This window comes from Shewanella sp. FeAMO, from assembly GCF_053653955.1.
In genome coordinates, this window is sequence record NZ_CM132201.1 from 3,407,098 (window position 1) to 3,422,184 (window position 15,087).

8 protein-coding genes are annotated in these 15,087 nt (G+C 53.3%); 4 read left to right on the top strand and 4 right to left on the bottom strand.

Going from position 1 to position 15,087, the window contains the following annotated elements:
* Nucleotides 1-89: 89 nt before the first annotated feature.
* From dgcS to ACWAU4_RS15395, 4 genes are all read left to right on the top strand, one after another.
* Nucleotides 90-977, top strand: a complete 888-nt coding sequence (dgcS, locus tag ACWAU4_RS15380; protein ID WP_306440256.1) for a diguanylate cyclase DgcS — start codon at nucleotides 90-92, stop codon at nucleotides 975-977.
* A 2,091-nt stretch (nucleotides 978-3,068) separates the two neighbouring features.
* On the top strand, nucleotides 3,069-4,067 hold the full coding sequence (locus ACWAU4_RS15385; RefSeq protein WP_025012130.1) for a hypothetical protein: 999 nt from the start codon (nucleotides 3,069-3,071) through the stop codon (nucleotides 4,065-4,067).
* Nucleotides 4,068-4,175: 108 nt separating this feature from the next.
* Nucleotides 4,176-6,068 (top strand): hypothetical protein, encoded by a 1,893-nt coding sequence (locus tag ACWAU4_RS15390; protein ID WP_335918741.1) that lies wholly within the window; start codon nucleotides 4,176-4,178, stop codon nucleotides 6,066-6,068.
* 74 nt (nucleotides 6,069-6,142) lie between these two features.
* Complete coding sequence (locus tag ACWAU4_RS15395; RefSeq protein ID WP_335918742.1) at nucleotides 6,143-6,358, top strand: hypothetical protein; 216 nt, start codon at nucleotides 6,143-6,145, stop codon at nucleotides 6,356-6,358.
* 136 nt (nucleotides 6,359-6,494) lie between these two features.
* Here the strand turns inward: ACWAU4_RS15395 and tilS are convergent, their stop codons facing one another.
* From tilS to ACWAU4_RS15415, 4 genes are all read right to left on the bottom strand, one after another.
* Nucleotides 6,495-8,075 (bottom strand): tRNA lysidine(34) synthetase TilS, encoded by a 1,581-nt coding sequence (tilS, locus tag ACWAU4_RS15400; RefSeq protein WP_454290321.1) that lies wholly within the window; start codon nucleotides 8,073-8,075, stop codon nucleotides 6,495-6,497.
* On the bottom strand, nucleotides 8,075-11,548 hold the full coding sequence (gene dnaE, locus ACWAU4_RS15405) for a DNA polymerase III subunit alpha (RefSeq protein WP_454290322.1): 3,474 nt from the start codon (nucleotides 11,546-11,548) through the stop codon (nucleotides 8,075-8,077). The genes tilS and dnaE overlap by 1 nt, the downstream gene beginning before the upstream one ends.
* A gap of 175 nt (nucleotides 11,549-11,723) precedes the next feature.
* Nucleotides 11,724-12,443 carry a response regulator gene (locus ACWAU4_RS15410; protein WP_454290323.1) on the bottom strand — a complete coding sequence of 240 codons (720 nt, stop codon included), beginning with the start codon at nucleotides 12,441-12,443 and terminating at the stop codon, nucleotides 11,724-11,726.
* On the bottom strand, nucleotides 12,427-15,084 hold the full coding sequence (locus tag ACWAU4_RS15415) for a DUF4118 domain-containing protein (RefSeq protein ID WP_208124949.1): 2,658 nt from the start codon (nucleotides 15,082-15,084) through the stop codon (nucleotides 12,427-12,429). The genes ACWAU4_RS15410 and ACWAU4_RS15415 overlap by 17 nt, the downstream gene beginning before the upstream one ends.
* Between the last annotated feature and the right edge of the window lie 3 nt (nucleotides 15,085-15,087).

Genomic DNA, 15,087 nt, shown 5'->3' on the forward strand with positions numbered 1-15,087 from the left:
GAGATCTATATACAAATCAGACAAAAGCCTATCGGGCACGCATTTTGCATTGTAACAGTCGTGAAAGGTTCTGCCTTATTGGAGTATTTATGATGGACTTTGGTCTGGCAACAGAGTTTTACCCTGAAGACTATCAGTATCTGTCTGATCAACCTCAGGCAATCCGTCCCAAGATGGATCTGCTGCAGGCGGTTCAGCGGTTGCATGCGAGTCTCGATCCCCGGACAGTATTTGCCTGCTATGGCAAACTGCTGCAACAATATTTGCCGGTACAGGGAGTACAGCTGCGACTGAAAGGACATCAATTTCACTGGGGGCGTACTTCTCAAAGTACGGTGAGCAGAGAACTGGTCAGTAAACTGGGCACCGCCAAGCTGCGCTACCGGTTGCAAAGGGTGTTGAGCCCGGTGGAGCAGGCAGAGCTTGAACAGATAGAAGCCCTGCTGTCACAGCCGCTGTTCAACGCCATCGCCTATTCGCAGATGTCGGAGCAGGCGATGTTTGATTCCCTGACCGAGCTTGGCAACCGCCACTATTTCGGTCAGTGTATCCGTACCTCGCTCGCCAGAGCCGGACGGGCTCACAGCCCGATATCTCTGGTGGTGCTTGATCTGGATAATTTCAAGCAGCTCAACGACAGTCTCGGCCACAAGTTTGGTGACAGAGTGCTGACTCAGTTCGGCAAGCTGCTTAAATGTGGCATCCGCAATGCCGACCAGGCTTTTCGCATAGGTGGCGATGAGTTTGTGGTATTGGTGGAAGGCAATCTGGAGTCGGCAGTACGTATGAGCGAGCGCCTGCTCGAAATGCTCGCCAACGAAACCCTGTTTCACCGCCACGGCATCGCCTGCAGCATAGGCATAGCCGCCTGGAGCGCCGGAGTAAATCAGGATCAACTGTTTGAACAGGCCGACCGTGCACTTTATCGCGCCAAGGCCGCCGGCCGTAACAGATATTGTATCGCGACCCGCGACTGAGACTAGCCGGCGATTGACTAGCCCGCGATCGAGACTATAAGTCGCGGCGCTTTGCCCCTCGATTTGCCCCTAGACCAAGAGGACTCTCTTGGTTTTCATTTCGACCGCGCGGATTTGGTACTCAAATCCATCTTCGCTAGTGATGAGCATTCGCCCTCAGCCACGTTATTTGCGCCAACGGCTGTCGGCGACATCGAGGGGAATTGGTGCAATTCTGTTAGCACTGAGTAACTTGAAACATCTGAAGTGCTTGCAGCGAGTCACAGGATCGCCTGTGCGAGAGCGCACCGCAGGTGATTGGCTACAACTTAGCTAGCCGCTAGGATCAAGTTCATTGGTGAGTTTTGGCTTAAAGCCATAAATAGCCGCTGTGCCAGCGGCCCAAAGTCGTGGTGTTCCACACCACACCGGGCAAGGGGCTTTGCTTGTCCAAAGCCCCTTGCATCCCCAAGGACACCCCGACGTAGCCGAAATCCCCACTGGCTTATGAAGCAAATTGGCTACACTCAGGACTCGCCAAATGCATCCATGCATAACGGCCAGCTCGCCTTCCTTGGCTCGCGCTCATAAGCTTGTTGCTTCGCAACATTCGCCTTGCTCGACCTTCGAGCCTCGACATCCCTGTCTCGGCTACGCCGATTTGCAACAACGCCAGCGGCGGCTCCGAAGGGGAGCTGGTGCAATTCTGCAAAAATAACTTTGCTTAAAATTGCCTATATTTCTACAGACATACACCTCATTTTCAGACACAGGCGGAACTGTGACCGTCGAAAACAGGGACGTTTTCGTCGAGCGCCCAGGGAGGGGTTCACAGCGAGTCACAGGATCGCCTGTGCGAGAGCGCACCGCAGGTGATTGGCTACAACTTAGCTAGCCGCTAGGATCAAGTTCATTGGTAAGTTTTGGCTTAAAGCCATAAATAGCCGCTGTGCCAGCGGCCGAAAGTCGTGGTGTTCCACACCACACCGGGCAAGGGGCTTTGCTTGTCCAAAGCCCCTTGCATCCCCAAGGACACCCCGACGTAGCCGAAATCCCCACTGGCTTATGAAGCAAATTGGCTACACTCAGGACTCGCATCCTTGCTCGACCTTCGAGCCTCGACATCCCTGTCTCGGCTACGCCGATTTGCAACAACGCCAGCGGCGGCTCCGAAGGGGAGCTGGTGCAATTCTGTTAGCGCTGAGTAGCTGGAAACATTTGAGAGTTCTGCAGACATACACCTCATTTCCAGGCACAGGCGGAACTGTGACCTTCCGAGCCAGAGATGGCGAGGCAGAGCTTACAGGGACGTACTCGCAGCGAGTCACAGGATCGCCTGTGCGAGAGCGCACCGCAGGTGATTGGCTACAACTTAGCTAGCCGCTAGGATCAAGTTCATTGGTAAGTTTTGGCTTAAAGCCATAAATAGCCGCTGTGCCAGCGGCCTAAAGTCGTGTCGTTTTGGATTTCAAACCCAGTCAATCCTGCTTCAAAAACAAACCAAATCAGGGTTTTGTTGCCTTTGTCAAAACTTGACCTTTAGCTAATTGTTTTCACATCCAGTACTGGGTATTGTATAACTAATTCAATAGCTTGGCTTTAGCACTTCCTTAAGCTTAAGGCCGAAAGCAGCAGCGCTTTTCCGTTTTCAACGGAATGCAGGGACAAACAGAGTTTGGACCCGTGCGGTAGCCATGGCTTTACTTAGCGTTTTTTGTAAGACCTGGGTTGTAAGGCCCTTGGTTTTAAGGCCCTTAGTTGCAGGGCTTGAAGCGCTCATGGTAAGTGCCTAAGAACTGATTTTCTATACAGTATTATTGACGTTCTAGGAAAAATGCCGGAAATTTGCAGCTAAGCTTGCGCGTTATTTCTGTAACACTTTAAAAAATAGCATTAAATTCATAAAGTTAAAAAATACAACTGATAGATAATAGGTTTGGAAACCGCACATGCGCGTTTTGCTGCAAGGGATATTAGGACTAAACTCTATTATATCCAGCTAATACAAACAGATAGCGATGCGCGTTTACACTCCTCCGAGGACTAAAACGCGCATGCGCACTATACAGCTGTTAGGTTAATAATCATGTCGAATGAGACTGATAAGAAAAAATGAAGCATTGGACTGAGCCAAACGGAATATTTCTTATTCATATTCCTATCGAGTGGCAGTATCTCAATCAGGCAATTGAAGGCGAGAGTGAAACATCACCATACAGCTTTCAATCCTATGAAGATTCGCTAGGTTGCTTTCAATTAAGTTGTTATCCACTTGCAGAGCTTGCGCCCACTGTTGCCGAAGCCAGCCCCAACGGGGTCAAAGAATTAGAGTGGAAACAGTCCAGAATGGATGATTCTGAGTTTTGTGCACATATTTTCTATGGTGCGCTTGGTGATCAAGCATTGATTGGTAAATTCATTTACGATATTGGCCTTGAGAATGACAAGAGAATAACTAATGAGCTAGCTAAAGTTAGCCAAATATTAAACTCAATAGTAGTTGTCCCCTCAAAAGATCGAAAATTGGCTTCCGATCTTGATAAGTTTGACCGTTTCACCGGTGCTCTAGCTGCGTCACATGACCTCTTACATTCTGCTATTGAGTCAGAATCTTACATTGAAGTTATTGCGATATGTGCCAATCTAATTGATGCTTACCTCCGGCTAAGCATCGTTATTGCAAAACAGTTAAGCGACCAAACTGATAGTATTGAAACCAAATACCTTTTTCAGGCTGATCATGAAAGAGGCATTATGGAAAGAAAAATATTTAATCATGCCTTAGAAGCTGGCGTTGGAGATCAAGAGCTATTTGATGAGCTGGATTCTCTCTATCAATTACGAAACCGAGTAATCCACAGGTACATAATATCAAACATAAAAACTCGTGATTTATTAAAAATTTCTTCCAACTACTTAACTGCTGTAGAAAAAACTCGATTAATCCTTCGTGATTTAGAAGACAAGCAAGCAACGTGTGAGCATGGAGTTTATGGAAGAAAGTTCAAAAGAGCCGACAAAACTGACAATATGGCTATTCAAAGGCTTTTGTCCGAAGTTAATGACAAACATCTTTTAGACAAATTCAATAGGAAATTTAGTGCAAAATAACCTAACAAGTCAATCAACTACGCCCCTTTGGGGCCGGACGCAGCAAAGCTGCGCCGGTTATTGAAGCGTTATGCGCTTATCAGCCGGACGGACACATAAGAGAGAAATATGACTCAGCGAACACTTTTGGCATCCGTCGTCTTGTTTCGTGAGCTTTACGAAAGCGACAAAGATGTCTACGACGTTATTGCCGAATTTATAAAGGCCGCTCTGCTATTTTCCCAGAGATGGTCTTTCAATACGACTGAAGCGGCTGAGATGCTTCGCAGTGAGTTTGAATTCGATATCCCTGATGCAGTGGTGAGCACCACACTTCGTAATCGACTTCGAAAGCGCGATGATATCTTGTCCTACGATAGCGGTATCTACTCCGTTTCTCGGAATCAGCTTCTTGGATCGCAAGCTTTAGTCGACGATCTCCGAAAACTTCAAGATCAGCAGCAAGGCGTGCTTGCCTGTCTAACTACGCATGTTGAATCTACCGTTGGAACACTGACATCTGAGCAGCGGGAGCTTTTAGCTCGGTGTTTTTGTGACTACTTATTCGATAACGAATCAAACACTAGATTTTCGAAAGAAATCAGTGCATTTGTTCTCAGGGGGCAGGGAGATCCTAATTTAACGGCCCAGCTTAACGCCATTAGGGAAGGATTTATCCTATATGACGGGGTTCGCCATGCCCCTGACATGAATCATATAAATGTATGGAAGTCTAAGCTAACTGTCTTTCTGGATACGGAACATCTGTTTAACGCTGTCGGCATGAACGGGGTGCTATATAAGCAGCTCGTTCAGGACCTTATTGGTCTCGCAAGCGATGTAAGGGAAAAAGGGAGTCGACTTATACACTTGCGCTATTTTTCAGAATGCATTGATGAGGTAGACAGGTTTTTTCGTGCGGCCGAAGACATAGTTGAAGGAAAAGCTGCGCTTGATCCATCGAAGCCAGCAATGGCGACGATTGTTAACGGCTGCGCTTCAAAGGGAGATGTGATAACAAAAAAGGCCAAGTTTTTTGCCGATCTCAACACTCTCGGTATACGTCGTGCAGAAGCAAGCGAAGAAGTGGTTGTTGAAGAGCTTAACATCGAAAGCTCTAGCCTTTTGGAAAAAATTGAAAGGGAGTTCAAGGAGCGGCGAAGAGATTTTCCAAAGGAAAAATGTTTTAGCACTTTGCGCATGTTTACTAAGATTAACTCTCTCAGAGCGGGAAAAAGCTCCAAGCCACTTGAAGATATTGGATTTATTTTGGTTTCTGGGAGTTACATATCTAATTATTTGGCATTCCATCCAGATGTGAGGAGCAGTGCGACGAGTGTTCCATATGCTACAGATCTGGAGTTCATAACGAATAGACTTTGGTTTAGGGTTCACAAGAATCTAGCTAAGGAGCGAGCCCACCCACAGTCACTTAGCGTGCTAGCGAAGGCTCAAGTAGTTCTGTCGTCTCAGATTCAAGGTTCGGTTTCGGAAAAGTTTGACAAGATTAAGGAAGATTTTGGTGCAGGGAAAATCACTGAGGCAGAAACAAAGATTCTATTCAACGAGTTGCGTGCTCACGTTGCGACTCCTGAGGCGATAACGGATGAAAATATTGATCATGCACTCGCGTTTTTAGATCACAGAGACTATGAGCACCACCTTCGCGAACGGAGTCATTTGGAAAAGCAAGCAGCGGAAGGTAGCGCAGCGATAGAGGAGTTAAATTCCATCCGGGCTATTCAGAGGGAGCGCCGAGTAAGGTGGGCTACAACAGCATCATTGGCCGTTCACCTTGTTGTGGGCCTTGCTTTATTGGCGTTCGTTGTTGGGTGTGGCTACGCTGCCTACAGGCTACTAATGCAATTAAGCTCAGGCGGAAATGACCAGTTATCTGTGCTTGGGCTTATCGTAACGGTCGTTTTTGGTCTCATTCCACTTGTGAAGTATCGGTCAATCTGGGCTTTGGCCAATACATCGCATATAAAGCTAGCAACGCGTCTTATTGGAGCGCGAGCATAACAAGGAAAAAGTTACGCTGCGCTGTAACTTTCCCGGTGTGGTGGGCGTTAATTTTATGAAGGAGTATTCCATACATGGAAATATTTGATTTTGAAATCTTGGTTCAAGAATTAAATCGTCCCCTTGGTAAAAATAAGTACTTCGCAACTCTTCAATTTGTTTATGCCAAAACAGAAAGTGGAACTAAAGACATTAAACCTGATTTAGGCGAGTCTCTGGGGGAAACTCAAGAAGAAGCTCACAGTAAAATGTATGAGAAATATCAGGCATGGCTATCAACGCAAAACTAACAAGTGACTGTGGCATTCCGTCAATAATTATTTCGCTAATTGTGATAGCTTTGACCTTTCCCCCGAGATTAATACCAATCTCTTGATGAGTTTTGGCTCAAAGCCATGTTAGCCGCTGTGCCCACAACTATTCGCGCTAAGGGGTTGCTTCAGCAACCAGTTTCAACACGATTCCGGGTTCTGCGCCAGAGGCCAGTGCGCTACGCTCGACAAAACCACCGGCCAGCGCCAGCAGTCGGCCATTTTGCATCAGCAGCGGCACTCTGTCTCTGAGCCAGGGCGGCACTCCGAGTTCATGCCAGAGTTTCTTGAGCTCCCGCCCCTTGTCTCTATTGTGAGGCTGACAGCGGTAACTGCCCTTGAGTCCCATGACCAATTCAGGCGCAGCAGCGGTATCTGATGGCTGAACTTTTGCCCCTTGTGACGCCAATTGCGGTGCCGGTATTGACGCCAGTTGCGGAGCCGATAGTGAAGCCATTAGGGGAGCCATGACCTGAGCCAGCGCCACCCTGGGCCCTGAGTCTGCCAATGTCAGCTCCAGGCGCTGCCAGGGGGCGACGAGCCCAACACTCAGACTCTGCCCTTGGCTCAATGCTTGCAGCTGCTTTGGGCTCAGGGTCAGTTTCGAGTTTTTTGCTGCCACATCTTCAGCCGAACCTGCGCCATCAAGCAGCTGGAATGCTGCACCCGGCAGAGGTGCCATGGCATAGATCTGTTGCCCATAACGCTTGAGGAGCAATCCTTTAAAGCTAAGCTCAAGCTGAGCATCCTCCCTGGCATCGAGTAACTGCGCCAAGGCTTGTTGCAACTGCACCTGCGCCGGTAGGGGCAAGCGCTGCATCTGAATAAACTGCCGCAGCAACTGTGCCTGCCACTGGGGTGACAGCACTTTGAGCCCGGCGCTATCCAGTACCCGAACGCCGCTGAAGCGGCAACGGCCGAGCAAGGGCTGTAACTTTTCGGTGCTGACTTCATCGAGCAGCAACTGCTGCTCGGCGCACAGCGCGGCGCTGCGTGAGGCCGTAGTGGCAATCGAAGGCCAGCGCTGCTTGAGTACAGGGATCACCTCGGCGCGCAGGAAGTTGCGGTCATACTGGGTGTCCTGATTACTCTCATCATTGATATAGGGCAGCTCGAGGCTCGCCACCGCCTGCTCTATCTGAGCCCGGCTGCTGTCCAACATGGGCCGTAATTGCCAGCATGGAGCACCTTCTGCCCTGGGTGTCTGGGCCAAGTGCTGGGCTTGCCCCATGGCCGCCAGTCCCTTGGGGCCCTGACCGCGCTTGAGTGCCAGCAGCAGCGTCTCCAACTGATCGTCCTGATGATGGGCCGTCAGCAAAATGTCGCCGGGATTGAGCAGCTCGGCAATCGCCTGATAGCGGGCGCGCCGCGCCTCTGCCTCGATACTGACGCGCGGACCGAGCTCAAGTTGCACCTTCCGAAGAACAAAATTCAGGCCATAATGCTCGGCTCTTTGGCGACAATGAGCCGCCCAGGCATCGGCATTGCGGCTGAGGCCATGGTGTACGTGCACCAGGGAGACTTGATAAGGCGTCTTGGGATGAGTCTGGCGAAAACGCGCCAAGGTATAGGCCAGCAGCTCTGAGTCCATACCGCCGCTGTAACCCAGCCAGAGGTGGTTGTCAGCCGTGGCGCCGATTTGATCAAGCAGCGCCGTTAACTTGAGTATCAGGGTATCGACCAGAGTGTGAGACATTAAAAGAGGATCCTGACCTTATCTGTGCCGAGCATGGCTTCCAGTGCCATCATGAGTTCATCACTGGGGTTCACCCGCCAGTCGTCACTCAAACGAAACTGCCCCTTGGCCAGGGCCTGACGATAGTTGATCGCCACAGGCACAGAGCCGCCGCGCCAGGGTGAGAGAGTCTCATAAAACTGTGTCAGCCATTCCGGACTCAATAATGCCGCGTCGAGATCCAGCTCCACCGCCGCCGCAAAGTGGCTGCGCGCTTCGCCCATATCTATGATGTTGCGCGCCGTCATCCGGTTGCCGCCGGAGAAGTCATCGAAGCTCACTTCACCTTCACAGATGAGGATCCTGTCTTTCTCCAGCAGGTGATTGAATTTCTCGAAGGCCTCGGTAAACAGCATCACTTCCAGACGGGCACTCTTGTCGTCCAACGTCAGCAGCCCCATCTTGGAGCCTCGCTTGGTCAGCATCACCCGGGTGGCGACCACCAATCCGGCGGCCTTGACCGTCTTGCCCCTGTCTGTGGGGTGAATATCCTTGAGCCGCCCGGAGGTGTAGTGCCTGAGCTCTTTGAGATATTGGTTGATGGGGTGACCTGTGAGGTAAAGCCCCAGAGTCTCACGCTCCCCTTCCAACCAGACCTTGTCCGGCCAAGGAGGGCAGTCTACAAACTGTTGCTTGCTGTCCTCGGGGTCGTCGTTGAGCAGACCGAACATGTCGCACTGGCCTATGGCTTCGGCCTTGGCGTGCTGATCGGCGGCGCGTATCGCCTCCGGCAAGGTAGCCATCATGGAAGCCCGGTGCGGCCCCAGATTGTCCATGGCGCCGGCATTGATCAGTTTCTCAATCACCCGGCGGTTGAGTTTTTTCAAATCCACCCGGGCGCAGAAATCGAACAAGTCTTTGAACGGCCCACCCTTGCGAGCTTCCAGAATCGATTCGACCGGCCCCTCGCCCACGCCCTTGATGGCGCCTATGCCGTAGACGATATTGAGCTCTTCATCGACGGTAAACTTGAACAGGCCCTTGTTGACATCCGGCGGAATAAGCTTGAGCCCCATGCGCTCACACTCATCCACCAGGGTCACTATCTTGTCTGTGTTGTCCATATCGGCGGACATTACCGCCGCCATAAATTCAGACGGATAGTGGGTCTTGAGCCAGAGTGTCTGATAGGACACCAGTGCATAGGCGGCCGAGTGCGATTTGTTGAAGCCGTAACCGGCGAATTTCTCCACCAGGTCGAAGATCTTCATCGCCAGTTCGCCGTCGACGCCGTTTTTTATCGCCCCGGCTTCAAAACCGGCACGCTGCTTGGCCATCTCTTCCGGCTTTTTCTTACCCATGGCCCGGCGCAGCATGTCCGCGCCGCCCAGGGTATAACCCGCCAGCGTCTGGGCAATCTGCATCACCTGTTCCTGATAGAGGATGATGCCGTAGGTAGGATCCAAAATCGGTTTAAGGCTCTCGTGTTGCCACTTCTCATCCGGGTAGGAGATAGCCTCGTGGCCGTGCTTACGCTCGATAAAGTTATCTACCATCCCCGACTGCAACGGACCTGGGCGGAACAGGGCCACCAGAGCGATCATATCTTCAAAGCAGTCGGGCTGCAGACGCTTGATAAGATCTTTCATGCCGCGGGATTCCAGCTGGAATACCGCCGTGGTTTCGTAGCGTTTCAGAACCCCGAAGGACTTGGCATCGTCCAGCGGAATGGCGGCAATATCGACCGGCGGCTTGCCGAGCTTGGCGAGCCTTGGGTTAATCATCCCCAGCGCCCAGTCGATAATGGTCAGGGTTCTGAGACCCAGGAAGTCAAACTTCACCAGGCCGGCGGTTTCCACGTCGTTCTTGTCGAACTGGGTCACCGGGTTTTTACCTTCGGCGTCGCAATAAAGCGGCGAGAAGTCGGTGATCTTGGTCGGCGCAATCACCACGCCCCCGGCGTGCTTACCCGCGTTACGGGTCACCCCCTCAAGCTTGCGGCACATGTCGATAAGGTCTTTGACATCCTCATCGGCCTCATAGGCTTCGGGCAGCGCAGGCTCGGCCTCGAAAGCCTTGGCCAGCGTCATCCCGGGCTCGGCCGGGATCATCTTGGAAATTCTGTCGACAAAACCATAGGGGTGACCCAGCACCCGGCCCACATCACGCACTACCGCCTTGGCGGCCATGGTACCGAAGGTAATGATCTGCGATACCGCATCCCGGCCATAGAGTTCGGCCACGTGATCGATAACCTCGTCGCGCCTGTCCATACAGAAGTCGACGTCGAAGTCGGGCATCGACACCCGCTCGGGGTTAAGAAAACGTTCGAACAGCAGGTCAAATTCCAGCGGGTCCAAGTCAGTGATCTTAAGCGCATAGGCCACCAGGGAGCCGGCACCCGACCCCCGCCCAGGGCCCACGGGAATGCCGTTGTCCTTACCCCACTGGATAAACTCCATCACGATAAGGAAGTAGCCGGGGAAGCCCATCTGGTTGATTACCTTGAGCTCAATATCCAGACGCTCGTCATACTCGCCGCGCTTTTCCGCCCGCACCTGTGGGTCCGGAAACAGGAACTCGAGACGCTCTTCCAGCCCCTCTTTGGAGCGCATCACCAGATAGTCCGCGGTGGACAGCTCACCCGTGGGGAAGTTGGGCAGGAAGTACTCGCCAAGCCGCACGGTAACGTTACAGCGCTTGGCTATCTCCACCGTGTTTTGCAGCGCTTCCGGAATGTCGGCAAACAGCTCGCACATCTCAGTTTCTGTCTTGAGATACTGCTGCTCGCTATATTTCTTGGGTCTACGGGGGTCAGCCAATGTGTAACCATCGTGGATAGCCACCCGGATTTCATGGGCCTCGAACTCTTCCGGGGTCATGAACACCACCTGGTTGGTGGCAACCACAGGCAGGCCTGTATTGGCGGCATGTTCCACCGCCATATGCAGGTAGCGCTCCTCATCCGGGCGCCCGGTGCGGATAAGCTCAATAAAGTAACGGTCGTTGAAGTGCTGCTTGTAGAAATCGGTCAGTTCCTGGGCCTGGTTCAGGTTGCCCTTGAGCAGCGCCTTGCCCAAGTCCCCTTCCCTTGCGCCGGAGAGCAGCAAAATACCGGCGCCGTGCTCCAGCAGCCACTCCTGATCGATAGCGACCCGGTCACGCACCTGACCGCGCAGATAGGCCTTGGAGATCAGCTGAGTCAGGTTCTGGTAGCCGTCGTTATCCATGGCCAGCACGGTAAGCGCGCAGAACTCATCTTCAAAGCCGGGCACCAACATCCAGAAGTCGGCCCCTATGATGGGTTTTATCCCGGCGCCATGACAGCCACCGTAGAATTTCACCAGACCACAGAGGTTGTTCTGATCCGTCAGCGCCACTGCCGCCATGCCCTCATCGGCCACCTTGGCCAGAATGGGCTTGACCTTGGCCAGACCATCGGTCATGGAAAAGTCTGAGTGAACACGTAGATGGACGAAACGGGGCTGTGACATGAAAATCCGATTGCTCTGACTGGCTGAAAATCAATAGGGAAAGATAACACGCCGGAAGAGGTTCACCAAAGTTAAAACCGGCCGCCTTGCCGGCAAAATCACGCCAAAGGCATTATCTGGCGGCTTTTGCGACAAAATCAAAAACTAAGGCCTGAAGCCGAGCCGGGCCTCTCCATTATTTACCGCTGACGAGGCGATAACCTATGCCGATTTCCGTGAGCAGGTATTTGGGGTTGGCGGGCTCAGCTTCTATCTTATTGCGCAGATGCTTCATATAGGTGCGCACATAGTGGCCATGCTCGACAAATGTCGGCCCCCAGACCTGTTTCAGCAGGCTCTGTTGAGTCAACACCTTGCCCGGCTGCTCCAGCAAGGCGTTCAGGAGCTTTAATTCCGTCTTGGTCAGATGCACGGGCTCGCCGTTACGGCTCAGCTGCTGACGGCGGCGGTCGAACAAGACCTCTCCCAGCTGCACCTGAGCTTCAGGCTCATGGCTGTGGCGCAAGTGTCGCCTCAACGCCACCCGCACCCGGGCCAGCAACTCCTCTATGCCGAAGGGCTTGCACAGGTAATCGTCGGCGCCGCTGTTAAGCGCCTGCACCTTGTCGGCTTCATCGCTGCGGGCCGACAGCACTATCACAGGGGCATCACTCCAGCTGCGAAAACGGGGAATAAAGCTCTGGCCATCGCCATCGGGCAAACCGAGATCCAGGATCACAGTATCCGGCTGCCGGGTCGAGGCCTCCATCAAGCCCTGATTGAGCGAGTGAGCGGTGAACACCTCAAGCCCCAACTGCTGCAAGGCCTTACTGACAAACTGACAGATCTCCTGGGCATCATCTATCACCAATACCCTTCTATGATGAAACAGCTGCGGCTCAATCAATGCTGGCATAACTGGATTCCTGCTCGGGTAAATACTCTTCTTCGCCGCACATCTCGGGCGGTGAAACATAGGGCAAGCTGAAGGTGAACACGGCGCCGCCCTGCTCGCGGTTATGGGCCCAGATACGGCCGCCATGGGCCGAGACTATCGCCTGACAGATGGCCAAGCCGAGCCCCAGCCCGGGAATGCCACACTCCTTGTTGCCGCGCTCAAACTTGGTAAACAGCCAACTGGCATCCTCTGTGGGAAGCCCGGGCCCGTTGTCGGCCACTTCAATATAAAACTGCTCGGCATCCAACTGGGCACTGATGTTTATCTGTACCTCCGGCGGACCATATTTAAATGCATTTTCCAAAAGATTCAACAGCACCCGCTGAATGAGATTGCCATCGCAATAGATAAGCGGCAGCTCGGCAGGGATATTCAACCGAATCTGGGTTCTGGGTTCCAGTTGCCTTAGCGTCACCCCGAGGATCTCCTCCAGATCCTGCCAGTCAAGCTGCAAAATAAAATGGCACGACTCGAGGCGGATCATCTCCATTACATTGTTGGTCAACCGAATGGTTTCACCTATCCGCTGCGCCAGTTGGCGCGCCTGCTGACACTGTTCGGGGAAAGGCGCCAGACTGGTCACCAGGCTGTCGCTCTGGTTGCGGATAAGCGTCAGCGGAGTGCGCAAGTCATGGGACAGAGAAGAGAGCATGGTGCTGCGCATCTTTTCGGTTTCCACATTCAACTGCGCCTGCTTGGAGGCCTTGGCCAGCTCGAGCCGCTCAAGCGCCTGCGCCAACAGGCAAACAAAGGCATTGAGCAGCCTTTGCTGCTCAGGTGCCAGCCAACCGCTGAGACTCACAGGCTCGAGCACCACCATGGCCAGCACCCGCTGCTCTATCGCTACCGGCTGATAGTAGCAACCGGCATTGGGCAGGGTATCTGTTCCGGCGCCGGCTGCACAGTTGTTGGCTATGCTCCACTTGGCAATGGCCGAATCATAACGGGTAAAACCCTTGGTCAACAGCAAGGTCCCCTGCTCTTCGGCCTTCAATACCGCCACCGCCGCGGCGAAGCTCTTGCCGATATGCTGCTGGGCGATGGCAGCCATCTCCCGCTCGGTTTGCGCCGAGCCCAGTTGCTGCGACATCTCAAACAGCTGATAGGTGCGCAGCTCCCGCTGCCGGGCCATTTGCGCCTGAATACGCGTGGTATGTGTGAGTTGGGTGATGGCGATACTGACTATGGCCATGGCGAAGAAGGTCATCAGATATTGGGCATCGGCAACCGAGAAGGAGAACCTGGGCTCGACAAAGAAGAGGTCAAAACAGGCCACATTGACCAAAGTTGCCAACAAGGCACTCATTCTGTCGAGCCTGAGCGACAGCAAGACAGTGCCCAAGAGGTAGATCATCACTATGTTGGTGGCGTGAAACCAGGGCGCCAACCAATAGCCAAGCAAGGTACAAAAGGCCGACATACCCAGGGCCAGGGCAATATTCGCCGGGCGCAGCCTGGGCCAGGCTCTGGGATTGGCGGCCTTGGGCTGCTTAGTGGCTTGATCAAGGTTGAGGCTGATAATCTCCTCATCTGCGGCGCGCTTTCTCAAACGCTGGCCCAGCTCCCGGCGCCATGGCAGCTGCCGCTTGCCGCTGTGGTGACCAATAAGGACCCGCTCCAACCTGTGCTCGCCGGCAAATTCCAGCAAGCCGTGGCAGATATCATGATCCACCAGAGTCGCGGTCTCGGCCCCCAGGCTCTCGGCCAGCTTGAGGTTATCCTGCAGCTGTTGCCGCTTGCTATCATCCCACTGCTGCGTCTCGGGCGTTTCCACATGCAGGGCATACCAGCGGCAGTTGAGACGCTTGGCCAGACGCATGGCGTGGCGAATAAGCTTCTCCTGCTGCTCACCATGGGTCAGCCCAAGCAGCAGGCCGCCCCTGAGGCCGGGCTCATTGTCCTGACGCCTGCGCTGCTCCAGCCGCTCGGCGGTGGCGTTGAGGGCCAACTCCCTGAGCGCGGTGAGATTCTGACGGTTGAAGAAGTTTTCTATCGCCCTTTCCACCTGGGATGAGAGATAGATTTTACCCTCACGCATTCGCTGCATCAGGTCATCGGGTGGCAGGTCCACCAGCACCACTTCGTCGGCCTCATAAAACACTGAGTCCGGCAGGGTTTCCGACACCTTGATACCGGTAATGCCGCCCACCAGATCGTTGAGGCTTTCCAGATGCTGCACATTGACTGTGGTAAACACATCTATACCGGCATCCAGCAACTCTTTGACATCCTGCCAGCGTTTGCGGTGACGGCATCCCGGGGCATTGCTGTGGGCCAGCTCATCGACCAATACCAGCGCCGGATGCCGGGCAAGCACGGCATCGATATCAAACTCCTGATAACGCCTGTGCATTATGTTCAGCGCTTTGGGCGGCAGCAGCTCCAGGCCTTCGAGCAGGGCCGCCGTCTCATCTCTGCCGTGGGTTTCCACCAATCCGGCCAGTACATCCAGCCCCTGCAGTCTTAGCCTGCGAGCCTCGCTGAGCATGGCATAGGTTTTGCCCACCCCGGCAAAGGCGCCGAAGAAGATTTTGAGCCGCCCCCGGGAGGACGGCTGTTGCTGTAGCAGCAAGTCGGCATTGGGCCTGATTTCTGACAAGTG

Bases quoted from the DNA above. Each gene is read 5' to 3' on its own strand.
- dgcS (WP_306440256.1), top strand. From the start codon at position 90: ATGATGGACTTTGGTCTGGCAACAGAGTTTTACCCTGAAGACTATCAG.
- ACWAU4_RS15385 (WP_025012130.1), top strand. From the start codon at position 3,069: ATGAAGCATTGGACTGAGCCAAACGGAATATTTCTTATTCATATTCCT.
- ACWAU4_RS15390 (WP_335918741.1), top strand. From the start codon at position 4,176: ATGACTCAGCGAACACTTTTGGCATCCGTCGTCTTGTTTCGTGAGCTT.
- ACWAU4_RS15395 (WP_335918742.1), top strand. From the start codon at position 6,143: ATGGAAATATTTGATTTTGAAATCTTGGTTCAAGAATTAAATCGTCCC.
- tilS (WP_454290321.1), bottom strand. From the start codon at position 8,075: ATGTCTCACACTCTGGTCGATACCCTGATACTCAAGTTAACGGCGCTG.
- dnaE (WP_454290322.1), bottom strand. From the start codon at position 11,548: ATGTCACAGCCCCGTTTCGTCCATCTACGTGTTCACTCAGACTTTTCC.
- ACWAU4_RS15410 (WP_454290323.1), bottom strand. From the start codon at position 12,443: ATGCCAGCATTGATTGAGCCGCAGCTGTTTCATCATAGAAGGGTATTG.